Origin of the sequence: Psychrobacter sp. 1Y10 (assembly GCF_052259005.1) — a bacterium.
Taxonomy (GTDB): domain Bacteria; phylum Pseudomonadota; class Gammaproteobacteria; order Pseudomonadales; family Moraxellaceae; genus Psychrobacter; species Psychrobacter saeujeotis.
The window spans coordinates 562,526-586,519 of sequence record NZ_JBQQES010000002.1 but is presented as its reverse complement, the minus strand read 5'-3'; the positions used below and the strand labels follow the sequence as shown (position 1 = coordinate 586,519).

General features: G+C 42.7%; 19 protein-coding genes. 9 read left to right on the top strand and 10 right to left on the bottom strand.

Translation table 11 applies throughout. The features are described from left to right. Positions 1-257 precede the first annotated feature (257 nt). The 5 genes from dnaA to ACTXGH_RS05475 all read left to right on the top strand — a co-directional run bounded on the left by dnaA (position 258) and on the right by ACTXGH_RS05475 (position 8,403). Positions 258-1,703 (top strand): chromosomal replication initiator protein DnaA, encoded by a 1,446-nt coding sequence (dnaA, locus tag ACTXGH_RS05495; RefSeq protein ID WP_439263368.1) that lies wholly within the window; start codon positions 258-260, stop codon positions 1,701-1,703. Between the two features lie 316 nt (positions 1,704-2,019). Then, positions 2,020-3,195: a DNA polymerase III subunit beta gene (dnaN, locus tag ACTXGH_RS05490; protein ID WP_439263366.1), complete on the top strand. Its 1,176-nt coding sequence runs from the start codon at positions 2,020-2,022 to the stop codon at positions 3,193-3,195. A gap of 135 nt (positions 3,196-3,330) precedes the next feature. After that, complete coding sequence (gene recF, locus ACTXGH_RS05485; RefSeq protein WP_439296172.1) at positions 3,331-4,542, top strand: DNA replication/repair protein RecF; 1,212 nt, start codon at positions 3,331-3,333, stop codon at positions 4,540-4,542. Between the two features lie 532 nt (positions 4,543-5,074). Continuing rightward, positions 5,075-7,648: a DNA topoisomerase (ATP-hydrolyzing) subunit B gene (gyrB, locus tag ACTXGH_RS05480; RefSeq protein ID WP_439263460.1), complete on the top strand. Its 2,574-nt coding sequence runs from the start codon at positions 5,075-5,077 to the stop codon at positions 7,646-7,648. A gap of 146 nt (positions 7,649-7,794) precedes the next feature. Continuing rightward, positions 7,795-8,403, top strand: a complete 609-nt coding sequence (locus ACTXGH_RS05475; protein ID WP_439296171.1) for a manganese efflux pump MntP — start codon at positions 7,795-7,797, stop codon at positions 8,401-8,403. Between the two features lie 99 nt (positions 8,404-8,502). On the opposite strand, the gene rlmF is transcribed toward ACTXGH_RS05475, so the two are convergent. Beyond that, positions 8,503-9,525, bottom strand: coding sequence for a 23S rRNA (adenine(1618)-N(6))-methyltransferase RlmF (gene rlmF, locus ACTXGH_RS05470; RefSeq protein ID WP_439296170.1), 1,023 nt, complete (start codon positions 9,523-9,525; stop codon positions 8,503-8,505). A 65-nt stretch (positions 9,526-9,590) separates the two neighbouring features. Next, the gene (locus ACTXGH_RS05465; protein ID WP_439263359.1) at positions 9,591-10,256 is read right to left on the bottom strand and encodes a LysE family translocator; all 666 of its coding nucleotides are present in this window, start codon (positions 10,254-10,256) and stop codon (positions 9,591-9,593) included. 185 nt (positions 10,257-10,441) lie between these two features. Between ACTXGH_RS05465 and ACTXGH_RS05460 the strand changes: the two genes are divergently transcribed. Together ACTXGH_RS05460 and ACTXGH_RS05455 are read left to right on the top strand one after the other, a co-directional pair. Next, positions 10,442-11,245, top strand: a complete 804-nt coding sequence (locus tag ACTXGH_RS05460; RefSeq protein WP_439296169.1) for a crotonase/enoyl-CoA hydratase family protein — start codon at positions 10,442-10,444, stop codon at positions 11,243-11,245. A 94-nt stretch (positions 11,246-11,339) separates the two neighbouring features. Beyond that, positions 11,340-12,287: an AEC family transporter gene (locus tag ACTXGH_RS05455; protein WP_439296168.1), complete on the top strand. Its 948-nt coding sequence runs from the start codon at positions 11,340-11,342 to the stop codon at positions 12,285-12,287. A gap of 319 nt (positions 12,288-12,606) precedes the next feature. Here the strand turns inward: ACTXGH_RS05455 and ACTXGH_RS05450 are convergent, their stop codons facing one another. Beyond that, positions 12,607-13,425, bottom strand: coding sequence for a hypothetical protein (locus tag ACTXGH_RS05450; protein WP_439296167.1), 819 nt, complete (start codon positions 13,423-13,425; stop codon positions 12,607-12,609). Between the two features lie 344 nt (positions 13,426-13,769). On the opposite strand from ACTXGH_RS05450, the gene ACTXGH_RS05445 reads away from it, so the two are divergent. Further along, positions 13,770-14,942, top strand: a complete 1,173-nt coding sequence (locus ACTXGH_RS05445; RefSeq protein WP_439296166.1) for a MalY/PatB family protein — start codon at positions 13,770-13,772, stop codon at positions 14,940-14,942. Between the two features lie 205 nt (positions 14,943-15,147). On the opposite strand, the gene ACTXGH_RS05440 is transcribed toward ACTXGH_RS05445, so the two are convergent. Together ACTXGH_RS05440 and ACTXGH_RS05435 are read right to left on the bottom strand one after the other, a co-directional pair. After that, the gene (locus ACTXGH_RS05440; RefSeq protein WP_439263349.1) at positions 15,148-17,031 is read right to left on the bottom strand and encodes a BCCT family transporter; all 1,884 of its coding nucleotides are present in this window, start codon (positions 17,029-17,031) and stop codon (positions 15,148-15,150) included. Positions 17,032-17,062: 31 nt separating this feature from the next. Continuing rightward, positions 17,063-17,581, bottom strand: a complete 519-nt coding sequence (locus ACTXGH_RS05435; RefSeq protein ID WP_439263347.1) for a cupin domain-containing protein — start codon at positions 17,579-17,581, stop codon at positions 17,063-17,065. A gap of 294 nt (positions 17,582-17,875) precedes the next feature. On the opposite strand from ACTXGH_RS05435, the gene guaA reads away from it, so the two are divergent. Then, entirely contained in the window at positions 17,876-19,489 is a 1,614-nt protein-coding gene (gene guaA, locus ACTXGH_RS05430) for a glutamine-hydrolyzing GMP synthase (RefSeq protein ID WP_439296165.1), read from the top strand. Positions 19,490-19,549: 60 nt separating this feature from the next. Here the strand turns inward: guaA and ACTXGH_RS05425 are convergent, their stop codons facing one another. The 5 genes from ACTXGH_RS05425 to ACTXGH_RS05405 form a co-directional block, all read right to left on the bottom strand. Continuing rightward, the gene (locus ACTXGH_RS05425; RefSeq protein ID WP_439296164.1) at positions 19,550-20,356 is read right to left on the bottom strand and encodes a hypothetical protein; all 807 of its coding nucleotides are present in this window, start codon (positions 20,354-20,356) and stop codon (positions 19,550-19,552) included. A gap of 8 nt (positions 20,357-20,364) precedes the next feature. Continuing rightward, positions 20,365-20,895, bottom strand: a complete 531-nt coding sequence (locus ACTXGH_RS05420) for a hypothetical protein (RefSeq protein WP_439296163.1) — start codon at positions 20,893-20,895, stop codon at positions 20,365-20,367. Next, entirely contained in the window at positions 20,892-21,683 is a 792-nt protein-coding gene (locus ACTXGH_RS05415; RefSeq protein WP_439296162.1) for a TIGR04255 family protein, read from the bottom strand. The genes ACTXGH_RS05420 and ACTXGH_RS05415 overlap by 4 nt, the downstream gene beginning before the upstream one ends. 233 nt (positions 21,684-21,916) lie before the next feature. Then, complete coding sequence (locus ACTXGH_RS05410; protein WP_439296161.1) at positions 21,917-22,936, bottom strand: oxidoreductase; 1,020 nt, start codon at positions 22,934-22,936, stop codon at positions 21,917-21,919. A 53-nt stretch (positions 22,937-22,989) separates the two neighbouring features. Continuing rightward, positions 22,990-23,970 carry a zinc-binding dehydrogenase gene (locus ACTXGH_RS05405; protein ID WP_439296160.1) on the bottom strand — a complete coding sequence of 327 codons (981 nt, stop codon included), beginning with the start codon at positions 23,968-23,970 and terminating at the stop codon, positions 22,990-22,992. Positions 23,971-23,994: the final 24 nt, after the last annotated feature.

Below are 23,994 nucleotides of genomic sequence, written 5' to 3'. Positions count from 1 at the left end.
GGTAAACCTGTGGATAACCTGTGGGTGAAATATGGATAACTTGTAATATAAACTTATCCACAATACTGTCCACAATCTTATCCACAAAAAACATGATGTTATCCACAGGCTGTTTATGTTAGATTGTGTCCTAGTTTGATGAGTGATTATTCGGTTGTTTTATATCATCATTTTTTAAGCAGTAACTACAGGCTGTTTTTATTATCAACGAGTCAAATGATACTTGTTAAATTTAGAATATGGGGCGTTTACTTTTCATGATGGATACAGCAGCTATTTGGGATAAGTGTTTGAACGACTTACGTTATCATGTCAAAGATAACGTTTTTACTATGTGGTTAAGACCGCTATCGGCACAGCAAGAAGCACAAACGCTAATAATTCTTGCACCTAACGACTATTTCGTCACATACATCAAAAAAAACCATCTGCATGACATTCAACAGTTAGTTGCTAAACATAGCCAAGGCAGTATCGAAGAAGTTGTTGTACGTGTTGATAATGCTGGCCGCGAGCCAGCTGAGAGTAATCAGGCACAGCCAGACTCCTTGTTGGTAGCAGAAAGTCCCTCCCCTACCCTGCCAAGTTATGATTCTGAAAACACACATCATCGTATCGCTAAAGCAGATATTGACGCTAATATGCGCCATACCGAATTGGTTCATTCTGCTGACGCCAAGTCGTTGAGTTACCTTAATCCAGACTTTACCTTCGAGACTTTTGTGACTGGTAAATCTAATAATTTAGCTTATAAAGCATGTTATGAGCTCAGTAAGCGCCAATCAAAGAATCGTCATAATCCTTTATTTATTTACGGTCCTTCAGGATTGGGAAAAACTCATTTAATGCATTCCGTTGCTCATCGCTATTTAAAAAATAATAGAAGTTTTTATTATTTTACTTCTGAAAAATTTATTAACCAATTAGTTTATTCATTAAGAAATAATAAAATAGAAGATTTTAAAAAGAAAATAAAAAAAGTTGATTTATTAATTGTAGATGATATTCATGTATTGGCTGGAAAAACGAAAAGTAGTAACGAGTTTTTAACGTTATTTGCTGACTTTACTAGTGGTGATAAGCAACTGATTTTGGCTTCTGATCGTCATCCATCACAAATGACGGAATTCGATGAACGCTTTAGATCACGCTTTTCTTGGGGGCTGACCGTAGCTGTTGATCCCCCCGAAATCGATACTCGTATGCAAATCTTGCAGAAGAAGGCAGCATCTTATGGCATGACACTTCCTAAAGAGTGCGCACTATTTATCGCTCAAAATGTGGTTTCTAATGTGAGGCGTTTAGAAGGTGCTTTAAATCAGGTATTTGCTAATGCCAATTTAACTGGTGCACCGATTACTCTTGAGATGGTGCAATATGCACTAAAAGATATCGTGGCAATGCGAGTACAATCCGTCAATATGGACAACATCCGTAAAGTGGTTGCAGAATATTATGACGTTACAGTGAAAGATATCATGGGACGTAAACGTACGCGTAGTATTGCAAGACCGCGTCAAATCGCCATGGCGCTAGCACGTGAGCTCACGGGCGATAGCTTTCCTGAGATTGGGCAGTCATTTGGTGGACGCGACCATACAACGGTCATGCATGCTTGTGATAAGGTCAACCAACTGCGCGCAGCTGACCCTGCTTTTGATAAGGACTATAAAACACTTGCATTAATGTTACAGGCGGCATAGATCGTTTAGTATCACTATGTTTTAGTAGGGGGATATGGTTTATAATATTGAGCGGATAAGCGCACAGATGGTTGATGGTTTATAGCCAGTAGACAAGGTATTATTAAACCATCGTTTGAATTTTATAAAAATAGAGTCATTTAAATATAGTGAGTTCAGTATAAAACCGATACAGTGAGACTGGGATAAATTTTACGCAGCCTTTGTCTGCGCAGGCACAGTACACCAGAAAAATTTATACCAGTTCCGCGTTGGCATATAACGTATCTGTTTTATGTAGAATCGACTATAGTAACTTAAATAAGAGTAACTAAGCATGCAATTATCGATTAATCGAGAGTCGTTACTAAAAGCTATTAATTTAATCGCCAAGGCTGCTGACAAGCGTCATAACATGGTGATCTTAGGTAATATAAAGCTGCAGTTGTCTGAGTCTGAGCTTGTTTTGACCGCATCTGATCTAGAAGTAGAGCTGACATCGACATTGAGATTGCCTACAGGTGCTTGTGTTGAAGCAGGGACAACGACATTACCGGCAACCAAATTAAAAGAGATTTGTAAGTCTTTGCCCACTCAGGCACAGGTAAACCTTACTACCCAAGAAAACGAGCGCTGCTTACTAACTAGTGGCAAGAGCCGTTTTACTTTAGGAACCTTGCCTAGTGAAGATTACCCAAGCTTAGGCAACCCAGAGAACATCACGCCATTGACGATCAGTCGCAGTCGCCTAACTGATTTGATCCATAAGACTCAGTTTGCAATGGCAATCCAAGACGTACGCTATTATCTAACTGGCATGCTATTTGATGTTTCACAGCAGCAGCTGACGACGGTTGCGACCGATGGGCATAGATTGGCTTTAGCACGTAGTGTGATTGATGTTAGTAGTGATTTGAATATGCAAGCTATATTGCCACGTAAAGCTGTCATTGAGCTTGAACGTTTGGCTTCTGAGCTTGGTAAAATGTTGGGCGATAAAGACAATCCAGTAACTTTGAGTTTTGGTCGTGAGTTTTTGCAAGTCAGTTTACCTTTTGGTGAGGTAGATAGTGCAGGGCAGGTCAGTCAAGATCTAATGGTGACTTTTACCGCGCGTTTGATCGATGGTAAGTTTCCTGACTATCGCCGTGTTATGCCAAGTAACACTGACAAGCTGGCTTTGTTTAATCAAGAAAAGATGACTGAAGTGCTGCGCCGTGTTGCAATTTTGAGTAACGAAAAATCTCGCGGTGTGGTGTTTAATTTTGCCAGTGACGGTATGGTAGAAGTCCGTGCCAACAATGCTGAGCAAGATGAGGCGGTTGAAATGATACAAGCTAAATATCAGGGCGACCCGATGGAGTTGTCATTTAACGCCGCTTATCTACAAGATGTGCTAGGCGTTATCCAAGGTGATTTGCAAATGCACATGAGCCAATCAAACGCTTCTGTACTGGTCAATCAGCTAAATGATGATTTTCATCAGTATGTCATTATGCCAATGCGTATATAGTGTTTTTCTCCACTATGGTTAGTACAGCTGTTTTAGTTTGAGATAGGTTACAAGTTGAGGCAATAATTTTTAAATCATCGTTTTTTAATCAAAATTTTGCCCATTTTGGGTTTTTTATAGGCAGCCACCGCTGTTATGATTGAACGTCTACAAGTCTCATATTTGCGTAACTTATCTCAAGTTGACCTGTCTTCTGCCGCTTGTAATGTCATCATCGGTGTCAATGGTAGCGGCAAAACTTCACTACTTGAAGCAATATTTTTATTATCAAGAGGTAAAAGCTTTCGTCATCATCAGCCCAAACGTTATATTCAGCATCATAAAGACAGTACTACTGTACATGCTAGGTTGACTGATAACAGTACATTAGCTATTCAAAAGCAGGCCGATGCGACAACGTTATTACGCCTTAATCAAACCACTGTCTACAACCAAAGCATCCTCACCGAACAGTTGCCCACGCTGTTGATAGACCCTTCCACAATGGATATGTTAGAGCAGGGTAGTGCCAGTCGTCGACAGTTATTAGACTGGTTGGTGTTTCACATGAAACAAGGCTTTCACTCCCAGTGGGTAGCGTATCAGCGTCTATTAAAACAGCGCAATAGTTTGTTAAAAAAGACGAATCATTTATCACATGTTCAGCTTGCAGAGCTAAGATCCTGGGACAAAGGGCTTGGTAACCACGCTGCGCTTATTCACCATTATCGTGAGCAAGTATTTACCGAATGGCAGCCTTATTTTGCAAAAAGCATTGCACAATTACTGCCTGCCTATGCGGATCAACTAAGCTTAAGCTACAATGCAGGCTACGATACAAGTGTGGGACTTGACGTGCAGCTTAATGAGCGCCTAGAGCAGGATTTGCAATTAGGGTACACTCGTATCGGCAATCATCGTGCTGATATTCATGTACATTGGCGCTCTAGTGACTCTACAGGAGCCAAAAGTTCTGATAAAGAAGTAGATGTCGCCTTAAGAGATGAGTTAAACCACAAATTGCCGATTTTGAAAGAACAGGCAGCCAATGTCTTATCTCGCGGTGAAAAGAAGCTCTTGATTACTGCATTGCGTTTGTCTCAATTGCCTTTGCTACTTAATAATGAGGTAGTCACAAAATTATCTAATAGTGATATCCAAACAAGAATGACTCCTGTCGTACTTTTAGATGATATTACGGCAGAATTGGACAGTAGGGCGATAAAAATATTACTAACAACTTTAGCGCGTCTACCTTGTCAAGTATTTATGACCAGTCTGACTGATGATGTTGTACCCCTAGTTAAAGAATTATGGTCAAATCCTAGAACGTTTCATGTGAAACATGGTCAGATCTATTTGACTTAGCAAATTCTGTTATTAGATCACTGTTTTTACTTCTTCATTACATCCTTATTATTTTTCTATTCTCTCATATTTCCAGCTAACTGCTGTCTGGTGTTTATATAATATTTACTACTCTAAAACGACTGTTTCCAAGACCTAAAACAGCCAGTAAACAGTGACTTACGGGTAAAAAAATGTTAAAATAAGGCTTTATTTTTGCCCTATTCTCAGCAAGTTATCTTGTGATTTCATATCACTGTTAGTTATTACTTATGAGTTTGTAAGTAATTGATAAGTTTACTGTTTTATTGATTGTTGGTCGTCTTAATGCAAAGTGGAAATTATAGGCAGACATAATGTGTTGACTCGAAGTCAGTATTATGTTTTATGCAGCTTTGGTTAATGAGACAAGCTCGAGGTTTTAACAGTAAAACGTTCATTTTAAGATAATACTGTAAAGTCTCACCAAAGTGGTGAGTTGATGATATATGGCTGATTGTGGCTAGATTAAGGAATGCACATGAGTGATTCATTACCTACCGATTACGAGCAACTGACGTCAGACAATATGATGTCAGATACTATCGTTGAGACTATTGCGCCAGCGACTATTTCTGAAGGACTTCCATCTGAGTACAGCTCCAAAGACATTCGTGTATTGCGCGGTTTAGAAGCGGTGCGTGTACGTCCTGGTATGTATATCGGTGATACAGATGATGGCACAGGCTTGCATCATATGGTCTTTGAGGTAGTGGACAACTCTATCGATGAGGCGCTAGCTGGTCACTGTGATCAGATTGATATTATCATCCATGAAGATGAGTCGGTCAGTGTCATGGACAATGGTCGCGGTGTCCCTGTTGATATTCATCCAGAAGAAGGGGTGTCTGCCGCGCAGGTCATTATGACCGTACTACATGCAGGCGGTAAGTTTGATGACAACAGCTATAAAGTCTCAGGCGGCTTACATGGCGTTGGCGTTTCAGTCGTTAACGCATTATCGAAAAAGCTTGAGATGAATATCTGGCGTGAAGGTTATCATTACCATCAAACTTATACCGACGGTGTGCCAGATGCTGATATTCAGCAAATGGAAGCGACCGATAAAACGGGTACACAAATCCGTTTTTATCCAAGTAGCGACGTATTTACGGGTACTATCTTCGAGTATGATATTTTGGCCAAACGCTTACGTGAGCTGTCCTTCTTAAACTCAGGTGTGCGCATTGTCTTAACTGACGAGCGTATCGATAAGCGCCATGAGTTTGAGCACAAAGGCGGGTTATCTGAGTTTGTAAGCTATATCAATGCAGGCAAGGACGGCATCAATGAAGTGTTCCATTTTACTAGTGAACAAGACGATGGTATCGCAGTCGAAGTCGCGTTACAGTGGACGGACACTTATAATGAAAAAGTACTTTGTTTCACAAATAACATCCCGCAGCGCGACGGTGGTACGCACTTATCAGGGTTTCGCTCAGCGCTTACCCGTGGTCTAAACAGCTATATGGATCGTGAAAACCTGTTTAAAAAAGAGAAAGTCGCGGTCAGTGGCGATGATGCGCGAGAAGGTCTAAGTGCTATTGTTTCAGTAAAAGTACCTGATCCAAAGTTCTCTAGTCAGACCAAAGACAAGCTGGTATCAAGCGAAGTCAAATCTGCTGTTGAGTCAGCGATGCATGATAAGTTTAATGATTATCTGCTTGAAAATCCAAGCGCTGCCAAAGGTATTGCCAATAAGATTATCGATGCGGCAAGGGCTCGTGATGCGGCGCGTAAAGCGCGTGAGATGACGCGTCGTAAGACTACTTTGGATATCGCAGGTCTGCCGGGTAAGCTGGCTGATTGCCAAGAAAAAGATCCCTCGTTATCAGAGCTATACATCGTGGAGGGTGATTCTGCTGGCGGCTCAGCGAAGCAAGGTCGTAGCCGGAAGACGCAAGCAATTTTGCCACTAAAAGGTAAGATTCTAAATGTCGAGCGTGCGCGTTTTGACAAGATGCTATCGTCTGCAGAAGTAGGTAACTTGATTACCGCGCTTGGCTGCGGTATTGGTCCTGACGAGTACAATCCTGACAAAGTACGCTATCATAAAATTATCATTATGACCGATGCCGACGTCGACGGCTCGCACATTCGTACCTTGCTACTAACGTTCTTTTTCCGTCAAACGCCAGAGCTGATTGAACGTGGTTATATTTATATTGCGCAGCCACCATTGTATAAAGTCAAAAAAGGTCGCCAAGAGTTGTATCTAAAAGATGATGAGGCGCTCAAAGCTTATCTGTTGTCATCTACGATTGATAATACTAAGTTGCATATCAGTGCCGATGCTCCTGCTATTACTGGTCAAGCGCTTGAAACACTGCTAAATGATTACAACCAGACACAGCTGATTAAAGCCCGTTTGCAGATTCGTTTTCCAGCAGTAATTTTGGATGCGTTGACGCATACACCAAAGCTTAGCACTGACATGACTTATGATAAGTCTGCTATGCAAGAATGGCAAGAGACTATGCAAGCTCAGCTTAATCACTTCGGTAGTGATTTAAGCCCTGAGATTGAGCTGGTCAATATTCATGAACAGCAGTCTGAGAGTATGGATGCAGCAGAAAACGTACTCAATATAGAGCCAGCAGTAGAAAACGTAGAAGCCATATCTAATAAAGCGCAGTGGTTACCACGTATTACCGTTTATGTGCATCAATTAGCACATCATTACTTGCTTGATGCAAGTTTCATCAATTCAGGTGAGTATAGCAAGCTGCTTCGCTTATCAAGCGAATGGAACACGCTACTTGAGGATGATGCTTTTATTCGCCGCGAAGCAAATTCAGGTACAGCCAAAGATATCCCTGTGCGCGACTTTGACTATCTCTGGCAGCAAATGATGCTAGATGCCCGTCGTGGTTTGGCAGTTCAGCGCTATAAAGGGCTAGGGGAGATGAATGCTGATCAGCTTTGGGACACGACGATGGATCCTGAAAACCGTCGCATGCTACGTGTCACCATCGAAGACGCTATTGCAGCGGATCATATGTTTACCTGCTTGATGGGCGATCACGTCGAGCCGCGTCGTATCTTTATCGAGGAAAATGCATTAACGGTTTCTAACCTTGATATTTAAGGTTTAGCTTTTACGTTAAGTATAAAATACCGCCTTGTCTTCCAAGGCGGTATTTTTTAACAATAGAGTTGTTTCACGTGAAACTTTATTTAACACCTTATAATACCTTTGCTATATTTTGAGTTAATGGATAACTGGATAATAAGATGGTTGAAGTGGTACTACTGGCTATCGCTTTGGCGATGGATGCGTTCGCAGTCTCTATAGGACTGGGCGCTAAATCGCAAAAACAAAGCCGTCGATATATAGGGCGACTGGCTGTCTACGCTGCCTTATATTTTGGGATTGCACAGGGGATAATGCCGCTTATTGGTTATTTGCTGGGTGCAGCTTTATTAGGTTGGCTTGCCGCTGCTGCTCCTTGGACCGGAGGTTTTATTCTTATTGGGCTGGGCAGCAAGATGCTCTATGAGGTGTTTTTGGGAAGTAAGGAGGCTATCTCAGATCAACAACTTGATGTAAGTAATAATGCCACTCCAGTAAGAAATAACGCAGAAAAATATATCAATCATCGCACCATGTTTACCCTCGCGATTGCCACCAGTATCGATGCCATGGCGGCTGGTTTTACTTTAAACCTACTCGATCTTGATGCGTGGTTTGCTTGTGTGATCATCGCGATTGTCACGGCTATCTTTAGCGCAGTGGGCATCTATTTGGGCAAAAAATCAGGTACGTATCTTGAAGATAAAGCAGAAGCACTCGGCGGCATCGTATTGGTTTTGATTGGGCTCAAAATTATGTTTTTTAGCTAAATAGATACGTTATTTTATGCTCAAATAAAAAGCCACTATAAATCTTTATAGCGGCTTTTTTGTTTCACGTGAAACTCTGTTAATACGCTTTGGCAATGATTATGCTTCGTCAATATTAAATCGCCATGCTAAGACACGGGTGTTTTTTTGTCCTTGGCTCATCTCAATAATACGCATCTGCGCGACGCCAAGCTCTTTTAATAATTGCTGTAACGGTTTTACATTCTCAGATTTTGAGACTAGGCTAGTAAACCAACCAACATGCTCAGCATAGTTTTGGCTCTCTTTTATCATATTACTCAAAAAAGCAATTTCACCACCTTCAGACCACAATTCTTTATGTTGACCGCCAAAGTTGAGGTTTTGCGCGGCATTACCTGACTTTGTAGAGTGACGACTGATTTGTGTACTTTCGTTTTTGCCCCGGTGTCTTTGCAGATTGTGTTGTTTACGGCTATTTGCTTGCAAGGCTTCATCCAAGGAGGCATGGAAGGGCGGATTACAAACCACCACATCAAAGTAGTCTTGACGTCCAATGATATTTTTAAAAATATATTTTGGCTCGGGTTGCAGTTTGACCTTAATCGCGCCTTTTAGTTTTGGGTTCGCCTGACAAATAACGCTTGCGGTATTGACAGAAACGGGGTCAATATCGCTTGCAGTAAAGCGCCAGCCATAGCTTTGACTGCCGATAATAGGGTAGATGGCGCTAGCACCTGTCCCAATATCGAGGGCATGAATTTCTTTGCCAATCGGCGGTGTGTTGTTTTCGTTCACGTGTGTGGTTTGAGCCAATAAGTCGGCAATATAATGAATATAATCGGCGCGTCCAGGGATGGGCGGGCACAAATAACCTTCTGGAATGTCCCAAAACTTGACACCATAATAATGGGCCAATAGCGCTTGATTGAGCACCCGTACCGCCTGATGATCCGAAAAATTAATCGTCGGCTCACCCTTAGGATTGGTGATCGTATGCTTGGCAAGCTCAGGTAAGGCGCGGGTCAATAGCGCAAAGTCGTAGCGACCTTGGTGCGGATTACGCGAGTGCAGCTTGCCAAGTTTTTTGGCAGTCTCAGGTGCGCGGTTTCGGTGTTTATTAGTGTTTGGTCTACTGGTCATAGTATGGGGCTTTGAGGTTTGAATATAACTGTTCAGTTTAGCAGATTTTGCGAGTAGCGAATGTCTTATCGGCTACGTAAAATGAGGTTTAACCCTAATATTATCATTGCGCTACCTAAGATACGGTTTATCCAGTGCTCAATACGCCCAAAACGTCGCAGAATAGCAGGAATAGAGAGCAGCATCACCACAGCGCTAAACCATGCCATCTGTAGCACCATCATCCATACGCCATAGATGGAGAGCTGCCACAGCGGGATATCGGGGGACAATACGAGGGTAAATATTGCGACAAAATATACAGGCGCTTTAGGGTTAAAGACATTACAGAAGAAACCGCGTCGCAGGGTAGCAAGGGTTGAATCGGCTTTTAAAACGTCTTGCTTTGCCTGTTTGTCCGCTTCCTGCTGTGGAGTATCTAGTGCTAAGTCAGTTGTAGGCTTTGGTTTGGCTTGAATACCTTGCCATCCCAAATAAATCAGATAGCTACCACCCAACCATTTAATAGCAGTCAATAACGGCTGCGAATGAGCTATTACCGCCGCTAACCCTAACACGGAATAAATAATATGCACCGCAAGACCAACTGTAATACCTAGACTACAAATCAAGCCAGTACGACGTCCTTTGGTTAAAGTTTCACGTGAAACTAACACAAAGTCAGGACCAGGAGAGGCGGCTGCGAGTAAGTGCACACTAGTGATAAGTAAAAATCCATGCCAAAATTCCATAATAGGCTCTGAGTAATGTTTTAGTTTGAATAATAGTTGCACCAATCGTAAATCAGGTCAACTATTATCGTCAGGTCAGTGAGTATTGATAATGGCTTTGCTGCTTGTGTAATAGTGTATAGATGGCTATATTAAAAGCGACTTCTTATGATTCTCAATAAAGACAAGTATAAAAGGACGAAACTATGACGACGGAACATAATCATCACACAGACACTCGCATTACTTATGAAGTCCAAGACTATATTTGTCTTATTGGACTAAATCGCGTAGATAAGCGAAATGCCTTTGACAGCCATATGATCAATCAATTGTCTGATGCGCTGACTCATTATGACAATGACGATAATTTACGTTGTGCGCTGATATTTGCGCATGGTGAGCACTTTACCGCTGGTCTTGATCTCATGGAGCTACAAGACAAATGGGACAAAGGTGCGTTTGAATTTAACGATGACGAGATTGATCCGTGGGGCATCAGTGGTAAATTACGCACCAAGCCTATTGTCGTTGCGGTACAAGGCACCTGTTTTACTGCTGGGATTGAGCTCATGCTCAACAGTGATGTGGTCATCGCGAGCGAAAATTGCAACTTTGCGCAGATGGAGGTGCAGCGGGGTATTATGCCATTTGGCGGGGCGACGGTCAGATTTGTCGCAGCGGCTGGCTGGCAAAAAGCCATGCCATATTTATTAACTGGCAAGCCCTTTGACGCACAAACCGCTGATAATCTCAATCTGGTCAGTGAAGTCGTGCCGAATGGCAAAGAATACGAACGCGCATTGACCATTGCTAAAGAGATTTGCAAAGCTGCACCGCTTGGCGTACAAGGGCTACTGTCCTCAGCACAAGATGTGAGTCGTAGTGGCACCGCCGCGGCACTGGCTAATATTCATAGTTATTTGCCACATTTATTTCATTCAGAAGACGCTCGCGAGGGTGCGATGGCGATGGTTGAAAGGCGCGAGGCGAATTTTAAAGGTCGTTAAAAAAGGGCGTTAAAGTTTGATTTTATATTCATCCGAGGATTGATTGATTATAATCGCTTGATTATATTTATGCCTACAAGGGGCAATCACACCTATGTTAGACATTATTAACATCACCGCCCCTATCTTCATCATCATTGCGCTTGGCTATTTGTGCGTGCGCATTAAAGCCATCGCTCCTAAGCACGCTAAAGGTATGGGTAGTTTGGTGCTAAATATTGCACTGCCTGCACTCATGTTTAACGCTATTGCAGACATGCCTTTTCAACAAGTCATAATGCCGCACTATCTGTTTGCCTATGCTCTAGGCTCGGTCATGGCTTTTATAGTGGGTGTCGTGCTGACCAAAGTGATTTGGCGACAAGATAATGTCTCCGCCGCACTCAACTCTACGGCGCTTTCGTTCTCTAACAGCGCCTTTATTGGCTATGCGGTGGCCTCTATGGTCATCGGCACTGATAAGGCTGCCGCCTATTTATCCATGGGCGTCATCATCGAAAACCTTATCATCCTGCCGATGCTGTTTATCATGGCTGATATCAATCCCACTTCTAACAAGTCTTTAGCCAGTGTGCTGCTCGGTATTGGCAAAAACTTTACCCGTAATCCGCTGATCATTGCTTTGGTGGTCAGCGTGATCTTTTCTATCTTTAGTCTACCTATACCGCAAGTGGTTGCTCAAACTGCGCAAATACTTACTGGCGCGGCGGCTCCTGTTGCGCTGTTTGTGATCGGTATGAGCCTGTATGGACTGGAGCTTAAAGGCGATTTACCAAAAATCACTACGGTCGGCTTGGGTAAGCTGATACTACATCCGCTGATGATTCTGCTGGCTATTACCTTAATTCCGGGCGGTACGCTAGAAGGTAAATATGTGGCGATGCTGTTTGCTGCCGCGCCGACATTTTCGACCATCGCTATCATTGGTCAGTATTATGGCTTGGTCAATCGTATGTCGGCTATCGTCATCGTCTCTACCATCGGCTCGTTCTTTAGTATGAGTGCGGTGCTAATTTATTGGCAGATGACGGTGGGGTTTTAGGGGGTGTTTTGCATGAAGATAAAGGAAAGGTTTTAGAGGAAGGTAGAATCTAAAGTTTTCATTAACAAGAGTGACTTAATGTAATTCAAATATTTTGTACTGGTGTCAAATGCATATTTACAACCATAAAAGTAACAAGCTCCCTTTATAGTTAAAACTGTATTATTTGACAATCCGCAAATTTCGTACCGTCCAAACCAACCCTCTAAACAACTATCGCTAATATGCTCAATTTGAATAGCAAAAACCCCGCAATAGCGAGGTCTCATTATTTTGTCTAGGGCTAATATCTGTACCAGCATTTTTAACTTTACTATAGTTATTTAGCTGACTTGTAGTAGTCAACGAGCATCGTACCTAACGTACCATTGTCATCGATAGTGACTATTCTGACCGTACCTGACTGTGACTCGGTACTAGACTGCACTTGTCCGGCAGTACCTAAGACGACTTGGTTGTTGCCTGCCGCCATTGCTCCATTGCCGATAGCGATACTGTTCATACCGCCTGCCATAGATTTATTCCCTACGGCGACCGAGTTTTCCCCTTGTGCTGCTGCTGCCTCACCCACTGCGGTAGAGCGTACGCCGCTCGCATTGGCGATATGACCAAAGGCTTGAGCGCGTTCGGCAGTGGCTTTAGATTGCCAACCGATAGACGTTGAGCCGAGACCCGCAGCGTTGGCCTCACCACCAACAGCCGTGGCTGAGTTGAGTCCTGCATTAGCTTTATTACCGATGGCAACGGTATCATTGGTGCCGCCAGCGGTTGCCGCTTCACCCACCGCAGTAGAGCGTACACCGCTCGCACTGGCTAGATGACCGAAGGATTGCGCACGTTCGGCGGTGGCTTTAGATTGCCAACCAATCGACGTTGAGCCGAGACCTGCGGCATTGGCTTGACCGCCAACAGCGGTGGCTGAGTTGAGTCCTGCATTGGCTTGGCTACCGATAGCGACAGTATCGTTAGTGCCGCCAGCCATCGCGCTATTACCGAAAGCAAGGGCAGTACTGCTGCTTGCTTTCATTGGTTGAGAATCAGCGCCTGTTGCCATAGACGTACATGAAGCGACGCCTACAATTGCTAAAGTAAGTGCGCTTATTTTGAGTACTAAGTTTGGTGAAAAATCCATTTTCATTATAAGTTATCCTATGTTAAAAAAGCCAACTTGGCTCAGTAGTGATTTGGGTAAGTAGTAACAGGATTTATACTGCTCATAGTGTTGCATCCCTCCAATAATATAAATCCGAATGTACATTTATATTTATAAATACAAACGTACTATTAACTTATATTAATAACCCAAATAATACTAGTATTTTATTTTAAATATCAACTAAGTCGATAAACAGATAACCCGCGCTAAATAGTTTTAGTCTGTGTATTATCATCTCACTGTACATCTATATGATTTTTATAAAGCGATTGGCGACGCTGCCATTCCTGTTGTACTCTAAACGCCTACTTTACTAATGAAGGAGAATGCCTGTGCTACATAACTTTGACGAGATAATCGACAGACGCGGTACAGGGTCCCTTAAATGGCATTATAGCGACGATACCATTCCACTGTGGGTGGCGGATATGGATTTTAAAGCTGCCAAGCCTATCTTAAACACCATTGAGCGCGTGGTTCAGCACGGCGTATTAGGCTATACCAAACCCACTGAGGCACTATATCAAGCGATTGTTGACTGGCATAGTAGCCGTTATGGATTACTGTTAACCAAAAGCGATATCTTATTCTCCCCAGGCGTGGTGCCAAGTTTAGCGTTAATGATGAACGTCTTTACCGAGATAGGCGATGCGGTACTGATCAATGATCCTATCTATACGCCTTTTATGACCAAGGTTGAACAAAACGATCGCAAGCTAGTGACCTCTGCGTTAAAAGAAGTCGAGGGACAATATCATCTGGATTTGGACGACATCGAAGCCAAAATTATCCAGCATAAAGTAAAGCTTTATTTGTTATGCAATCCGCACAATCCTGGCGGGCGTGTTTGGACGAGGGATGAACTTGAGGCGTTGCTTTCGATTTGCAAAAAGCATGATGTAGCGATTGTCAGCGATGAGATTCATCAAGATTTAACTTTGAACGGTCACACGTTTATCCCTTTTTTAACGCTTGCAGAAGGCTATGAACACAAGGTGGTGAGCCTGACTTCGATGACTAAAACTTTTAACGTAGCGGGCATCAAAGGCTCAATGATTTTTGCTAAGGATGAGGCGTTACTCAAAAAAATCAGCCAGAAACAGAATTTAAATGATGAGTATGAGCTCAATTTATTTGCCTATACCGTGATGCAAAGCGCCTATGAAGAGGGCGAGGAGTGGCTTGAGCAGGCACTTGCTTATATTGAAAAAAACATTGAGTTAACACTAGACTTTTTAGCAGGTCATTTGCCTGACATTAAGGTCATGCGTCCAGAGGCGTCGTATTTAATCTGGCTTGATTGCTCGGCGTATGGGCAAGATGATCAAATGCTGTATGACAAGCTGCGCGATGCTAAAGTTGAGCTCAATGCGGGTATTAAATATGGCGATGAGGGGTATCTTAAAATGCGCCTTAATGTGGCGTGTCCTGAAGCGCTATTGCGAGAAGGGTTGAATCGTATTTATACGGCTTTTAGTGATGTCGTTAAGGACTCATAAAGCTGGCAAGAAATTCGTTTCATTAGCACTGTTTCTGTTTTTGCCTTTATATCTAGCTCTGTTGCTAGCCCATTTTTAAAGTAGATTAATTATCATAGATAAAAACAGCAAAAAGGCTGGGCTACCAACGTAGCCCAGCCTTTTAATTTGATACTTTTTAATTTGATAATTGAGAAAAAGCTTAAATACAGTCACTTTCGATTAGCTACTTCTCATTTCCGTTGTTTTTAGCGTTCACAGCGTTTTCAGTATCCTCGCGCATTTGCTCCCATTCTTCATGTTGATGCATGATTGAGCCTTCAAGTGATACTGAGGTTTCCCCTACTTCCCACGGCGCATTATCAGGCAGCTCTTCGATATGAATGGTTTTTATATTGTAATCAGGCTGATAAGCGAGATCATAACGCGCAGCTTTAATGACCGAGACCATCATCATCGAGAGAATGATAATGAGCGGCGCACCAGCGATAATAGAAGCAGTCTGCAAGGTTTGCAGGTCTCCTAAGAACATTAAAATTGCTGGTAATAAACACAATGTGAATGCCCAAAAGAGACGATTCCAACGGTGCGGTTCATCATCGACTTCTCGTTGTACCACGGACGCCAAGATATAAGAGATAGAGTCAAAGGTAGTAGCAGTAAAGATAGTAGCTAAAAAGGTAAAGATAGCGATGACTACATAAGACATCGGCAAGCTATTTAAGATAGCGAAGATGGCCGCAGTGGGCGACTCATTATTTAGGACAGCCACCACATCGACAACGCCTGTCAATTGTAGATATAGACCATAGTTACCCAAGATAATCATAAACATCGCACAGCCAAGCGAGCCATAGAACATCGACCCCAAGACCATATTACGTATCGTGCGCCCTCTCGAGATTTTGGCAATGAACAGCCCGATAGTCGGTGCAAATACCAACCACCATGCCCAATAAAAAACGGTCCAATCTTGCGGGAAGGTGGTGTGTTCAAAGCCGAACTGTTGGAAGTCTTTGAAGGGTTCTATATAAGTCATCATACGCGGCATTTCGGTGAGAGAACGCCCGATAGCTTCTAAGCCAGTATTCAAAATAAAGACGGTCGGCCCGACAATCAGAATGAATAATAAGAAAACGACGGCTAAATAAAAGTTGATATTGGAGAGTTTTTGAATCCCGCCTTTTAACCCCTGATACGCACTATAAGCAAAAATCATAGTGGTAATTAACAACACCACAATCTGCATAGTGATGTTACGTGGCAAGCCAAATAAATTGTAAAGGCCTTCGTTGATAAGCGGAGAGGCAAGACCTAGCGTCGTCGCACCGCCGCCAACCATACCAAAAACAAATAATACATCGAGCATTTTGGCCCAATTGCTGCCAGCTAGCTTTTCGCCTAATAATGGCATAAGCGTTTGGCTAACTTTAAGTACCGGCGTCTGGCGCACATAATAAAAGTAAGCGATAGGTATAGCAGGTACTAAATAGATAGCCCAAGCGACAGGCCCCCAATGAAAAATACCATAGGTGGTGGCCCAGCGAATGGCATCCGGCGTGCCGCCTGCTATGTTAAAAGGAGGGCTTTGATAATAATACGCCCACTCAATCAGACCCCAGTACAGAATACTGGCTCCAATACCACCGCAGAACAACATCGACGCCCAAGAGGCATCGGAGAACTCAGCGGTTTCTTCTGGACGGCCTAGTTTGATCTTGCCAATATCAGAAATCACGATGTAAATGACGAACAACATGGCAAGGACGCCAAAAGCTAAATAGGCAAAACCAAAGTTATCACTGACAAAGCTACGTGCTATCCCGACCCATATTTTTCCCTGCTCGGGGAAAAGTATCAAAGGCACAGCGATACTAAAAAGTATGACAAGCACCATAAAAAAAGTGAACTTGTCGATACGGGTATCTGGTACGTGATCAGGCCGCCACTGCGGAATGGACATACCTACATCAAAGGTACCTAGATGAGGAGGCTTATGATGCTTTGATCGTGCTCTTACATAGTCTGGAAGATATTCTTTTGATAGCCCGAGACCTGACTTAGATTTATCAGGTTTTTTATTGCCTTTACTGTTATCAGTGTTGCCCATGTTGTTTTCTCTTTGTATTGGTTGTTAAATTCTATACCTTGCCTAGATTCTCTAAGTCTACAAATTCCTTTTTTCCGTGGATAGTATACATTTTTCGATTGATGTCTGGGTAATTGCAAATATCAATCGGCGGTCTGCTTCCGCCCATCAGATAGACTGCGTCTGTATCGCTATCGTTGAGCATAGAATGGGCAGCTCCATGCGCGGGGAAACCTACGAAGTCGCCAGCAGTTAACGGATAATTGTTATCGCCATAACGCAATGAAAGCTGTCCTGATAATACATAGACAAATTCGTCTGACTCTTCATGATAATGATGCTGCGTGGTCTCATCTCCCGGCTCAACGCGCACAAGATGCAGACCGAATTTAGTCAGACCAGTGATGTCACTCAACGAAACCGTATGCCGAATAGCACACTCATTGAACTGGTGAACATGCTTGGTCTCAGGCGTATTTTCGATATCAGACTTGGTTAGGATGTAGTCTTGGGTGTTTTTGAGTGTCTCTTGAAGTAACTCTTGGGGTAACCCTTTCAATGGCTTAGTCATCGTTTATCTCCGTCACTTTTATTTTGCGCTTAACCTTATAGTAGCTATAAATGCATGGTTTTGTTTACTTAATTGCGTATAAAATGCGATTAGTAAGCGCAAAGCTTCCTTATTATCGATATTGCTGCCTTTTCTTTTCTCACATTTAATACCGTCAAATTCAAATAACTACGAATAAATGGCAAAACGGCTAATAATCGTCAATAACTGCGAATAATTCATCATCTAATAGCCATTAATGGGCGCAAACTTGTTAAAATAGGCCACTAATTTTTTCTTGATGGACATTGATTTATGACCACTGCCACTCCTGCATTACCTACTATCAAAGAAGACCGCATCCTCATTCTCGATTTTGGCTCACAGTACAGCCAGCTTATCGCTCGCCGTGTGCGCGACTCTGGGGTATTTTGTGAGATGTTCCCTTATGATATCGACGCTCAGCGTATCCATGACTTTGGTGCAAAAGGTGTCATCCTATCGGGCGGCCCTGAGAGCGTACATGCTGAGGACAGTCCGCGTATCAATGATGCGGTATTTGAGCTTGGTGTGCCAGTACTCGGCATTTGCTACGGTATGCAGGCGATGGCAGATCGTTTTGGCGGACAGGTTCACGCTAGTGATATCCATGAATTTGGCGCGGCGACGATTGACGTTAACGGACACTCGCAGCTAACTGAAGGCATCGAAGACAGCAGCACGGAAGGCAAGTCAGCCAAGCTGAATGTATGGATGAGTCATGGCGACAAGGTCATCGAAGCGCCACAAGGTTTTGATATCATTGCCAGCACACCAAGCTGTCCGATTGCGATTATGGCTGATGATGACAAGCAGTACTATGGTCTTCAGTTCCATCCTGAGGTGACGCACACCTTACAAGGTCAAGCGCTCCTCGGCCGATTTGTGCATCAGATTTGCGACTGTGCTGGTGAGTGGACGCCAGACAATATCGTCGATATGCGTGTGGCACAGCTCAAAGAGCAAATCGGTGATAAGCAAGTATTGCTTGGTTTATCAGGCGGCGTCGATAGCTCTGTGGTCGCTGCGCTATTGCATAAAGCCATTGGCGATCAGCTCACGTGTGTGTTTGTCGATAACGGTCTGCTTCGTCTACATGAAGGCGATCAGGTCATGCAAATCTTCGCGGAAAACATGGGCGTCAAAGTCATCCGTGTCGATGCCGAAGATTTATTCTTAGATGCATTAGCAGGCGAGTCTGATCCTGAAGCCAAGCGTAAAATCATCGGTAAAACTTTCATTGATGTATTCGCTAATAGCGCGCGTGAAGTGAGCGAGCAAAGCGATGGCAAAACCATTGAGTTCTTAGCACAGGGTACGATTTATCCTGACGTGATTGAATCAGCCAAATCGCATCAAGGCAAAGCGCACGTCATTAAGAGCCATCATAATGTGGGCGGTCTACCCGATGACTTGGCGTTTGAGTTGGTCGAGCCATTACGTGATCTATTTAAAGATGAAGTTCGTAAGCTTGGTATCACTCTTGGATTACCAGAGAAAATGATCTATCGTCATCCATTCCCAGGTCCAGGTCTTGGCGTGCGCATCTTGGGTGAGGTGAAAAAAGAATATGCTGATATCCTGCGTCTTGCCGATGCTATCTTTATGCAGGAGCTGGAGCGCTCAGGCTGGTATGACAAGACCGCACAAGCCTTTGCGGTATTCCAACCGATCAAGTCTGTTGGCGTGGTCGGTGATGGTCGCCGCTATGCGTGGGTGATTGCGCTACGTGCGGTTGAAACTGTCGACTTTATGACCGCGCGCTTTGCCCATCTGCCGTATGATTTGATTGAGACGGTAAGTAATCGCATCATGAATGAAATCGCTGACGTCTCACGCGTGACGTATGATGTGTCGAGCAAGCCACCGGCTACTATTGAGTGGGAATAATCTCTACTTAGTCTTTAGCTGACATAAAAAAACACTCAACTTGGTTGGGTGTTTTTTGTTTTAAATTTCTGTGTCAGGTGGTAAAGGGTTATTTTCTTCGTACGAAAGATAGTCAAAATTGATACGTTGATATTGACGTAGGGTTCCTACAGAAACTTGAAATTCAGTAACTACTTTAGGAACAGAAACGTCCATTCCAGCATCTTCCAATATATCAGCATAGTCATTAAGTGCATCAGTAGCAGAAGTAATAGACTGATCATTAGAAGCTATACCTAACAAATTCACTGAATAAGTTTCATCATCATTGATATCTCGATTTGGATAAATCTCAACATATATACCAGTTAGATAATCATTAGCTCGCTTAGCAATCTTTTTTCTCTTACCTTTCTTATCAGAAGACGCGATTAACTGATCAAATTTCGTAGGTAATGCAGGTCTCTTATAACGACCTGCTAACCAATCCACATACAGATTTAGATTATCTTCTAAAAAGTTAATTGAGTTATCAGGAGTGTGTTCTTCAAGAAGTTGTTTTTCTATTTGTATTTTTTCATGAGCTTTTAGCTCTAAAATAATCTTCTCATCAGAGCTGCTTGAGTTTGCTTCTATATGCAACATTCTAGGGTGGCGGTTGTGGCTATACTGTTTTTTAAACGCTTCAGCTGATAAAAGCCGGACAATAGAGAGCTCGATGTATTCTTCTTGCGAGGAGGCAACGTCGCATGATTGTGAGGCAACAACCAACAAGTTGTTAGCAGATATAGTGAACGTACTATCTATATCACCTATGAGCTTTGCAACTGATTCAGGTTTGACAAAGCTGCCTTGTCGCCATCCTAATGCTTCGAGTATACGCTGCATTTAAACCTCTAAATCAAACCTACTTCAGGCGCCAATGATTGATGAGCAAGACGTCGACCTGCAAAAATTATTTTTTCTCTATCAAGCTTTTTATCTGTCAACATTTGCATCACGCTAGTAGAACCTAGGATAGGGGTAAACAGCTTTTCTTTATCAGTAGGAAGCTTGTTATAACTCCAGTCTTCTGCGATAACGCTTAACTCAAACACTCTTTGTCTATCTTTTTCTTTACTAATCCCTTGCTTCTCCCAGTTGTACAGTGTTTTTCTTGAGACACCAACAAGGTTAGCAAGCTCTTCATCACTCAAATCAAAATACTCTTTTATTGTCGAAAGCTGAGACTGGCGAGTATTGTACTTAACATTAATACTTGATCCGCTTGCTTGGCTCATTTTGTCAATTATATAACGACTGTTATCGTAACTGGTTGATTTCTTAAAAGCATAGGCTGGAGTAGTGGCAAGAATAGAAGCGCCTATAAGAGCGGTAGTAATATTCTTATTTATCCAGCTATTTGCTCCATAACTATTTTGTCTCATTTCCATGCCTCCTTGGCTTGTTCTGTTGTTACATTCCAAAATGCTTTTCGACTGATCTTATGCATGTTTGATAGCTTATTAAGTATTAATCCTTTATCAAAATCTAGTGGACCATACTCTTCTTCCTGCGCATTCCATACATGATCAATATCCAATAGTAGTCTTTTAACAGGCTTATCAGAAGATTTTTGTATTGCAATAGGCAGGTTCTCTGCATCAGGCCAAACTAAAACTTTATCCTCACCATATATCGAACGGATAAAAATAGCCCCTTCTGTCGTTCTCCATAAGGTTTCATTAGTCTGTCTTAGTAAGCTCCCTGACAGTTTTAAATCATCGTTGTTGTATAGTCTAGACTGAACAAAGTCTTCTATTGAGCCTTTGCCTTCAATGTTAAAAATGGTATCGCTATAACGTAAACCAACACCTAAACAGAGGCTTGGGTTAATAATATCTATGATAGTTTGTAATAAGAAATCACAGTTTCCTTCAAATCCATTAAATCGTTCATATTCACTAGTCATAAACAACAGACGATTCTGGTTAATAGAAGCTGCGGTATGACTGTTTTTAGAGATAAACTCCCAGTTGGCTTGAGCCTCTAAGCTTATACCGTTAGGCGACACCGTAATTTCCTGGGTCTCAGTGTTTCTTAGAATTGGTAGCTTATTTCTCAAAGCGTCTTGAATCTTAGGTATATATTCCTTCATATCTAGTATAGGAGAAAATCTAAATTCTGCTAATACAAAGACTAAAGGCTGATTCGATAACTTTTTGTAGTCACACATAACGAACTCTCAGTAAGCTGATAAGTCTATTTAAATTTATTATATAATACACATTATGTGTAATTAGTTGTGTAATTTTTGGAAATTAATTAAGGAGTGAAAGAACTAATTACCAAGTAACATATTAGTATTACTTAGTTTGTATGATTTTAAGAGCTATTCAAGTCAAAAAAAAGACAGCACCTCAAAAGAGATGCTGCCATCATATAAAAACCTATTTTTTAAACCAAAACCTAACCCTGCACATTCACCACATAACGTCCTACCGTTTTACTCGCCATAAAGCGATCTAAGTACTCAGGCGTTTGCTCTAAGGTAATCTCTTCAGCATAACTCTCAAGATCAGGCAGTTTCATATCGGTTGAAACACGTTGCCAAATCGCTTTTTTATCAGCCAATGGAATATAGACCGAATCGATACCGAGTAGGGACACCGCACGAGTGATAAACGGTATGACCGTCATCGAAAATTCAGCACCGCCCGCTAGACCACAAGAAGTGACTGCGCCGCCCGCTTTGGTTTGCTTAAGTAAGTTGGCTAGGTAGTCGCCACCGATGGTATCAATAGCGTTGGCCCATAGCTCGCGCCCGACAGGTTTATTGCCGATCTCATTGATAGTATCGCGATGACGGACTTCGCTTGCGCCAAGATCTTTTAGATAATCGCTTTGTTCAGGCTTACCTGAGAAGGCGATAACCTCGTAGCCCAATTGACTCAAAATCGCGATACTGATACTACCGACACCGCCCGTTGCGCCCGTGACGGCGACTGGACCATCTTCAGGTTTTGCGCCCATTTTTTCCAGCTTTTGCACACTTAAGGCTGCGGTTAGACCGCCAGTACCATATATCATGGCTTCTTTTAGCGATAAAGATTCTGGACAGGCTACCGCCCAATCGGCAGGGATAGAAATCATTTGACTTAAGCCACCATCCGTATCCATGCCCAAATCATAGCCAAAGACTACGACTTCTTGACCCTCGGAAAACGTGCCAGACTTGTCACTGACTACGATACCAGCGGCATCGATACCAGGGGTATGCGGGTAGTTTCTAGTGATTCTCTTATTGCCCGATGCTGACATGGCATCTTTGAAATTTAATGATGAATAATGAACTTCGATCAATAAATCGTTCTCAGGCAAATCACTGACGTTGCGCTGCTCAATACTTTTTGTAAATTCACCGTCGTTCGTTTCTTCGACAACTAAGGCTTTAAAGGTTTTATTATCAGCGTTCGTTTGATTGGACATAATATTATTCCTTTTTTATTACTTTTGGATTAAATAGGTTTTAAACACATATATTAAGGCTTAATCAATATCTTACCTTTTTTGTCTGACTGTACTTTTTCAGAGACCGCTGTTTGAATATCATCTAAAGGATAAATGCCGCCAGTAGGGAGTTTTAATTGACCGCTTGCCGCGCGCTCAATCAGCTCACGGGTTAGGCGCTGCATATCATCGCTACTAATCTCTTGCATCATATCGCTCGCCCAAAAGCCTTTTACCTGCGCCAAATTAAAAATCAGGTCACTAGGGTTGAGTGTGAGCGGTTTGCCAGACATAGCACCTAAAGATGCTAGCACACCGTGTTTACCTAGTAGAGATACCAGCTCGCCACCAGACTTGCCGCCGACCGCATCGACAGCGCCACTAATTTTGTCGTCACCAACGATATTTTTGACTTGCTCTTTCCAGTCATCATTATCGGTGACAACGTTGTTTTCGGTAATACCTAAATCGATGAGTTCTTGCTCTGACTCTTTGCTGCGTACTAAATTAATGGTGTTGATATTACGCTCGGGAGCGAGCATTGCCATGGATTCACCGACCGCACCGTTAGCCGCGTTTTGGATGATCCACTGACCGGGTTCAATATTTAAGAATTCAATGAGTAGCAACGCGCTCATAGGCATAGCAATTAATTGAGATGCCATTTCATCGTCGATAGCATCTGGTATCGGGATTAAGCTTTGAGCAGGAGCGATAAAATACTCCGCCCACGTACCTTGTACGCCTGAGACTACCACGCGCTGACCTTTTTCAAAGCCTGTGACCGCGCTACCTAAAGCATCGATTTCTCCTACCGCCTCACTACCGCCCGTCGCAGGCAATTCAGGTTTATTACCGTACTCGCCTTTGATGGTAACCAAATCATGGTTATGGATAGAAGATAAGATGGTTTTGATACGGACTTGGTTATTATTAGGTTCTGGAGTAGGGCTTTCGGTTACACTAAGCACTTCTGAGGGTTTGCCAAATTCGTTGTAAGTTGCAGTGCGCATAGAAATATCCTTTTTATTATTTAT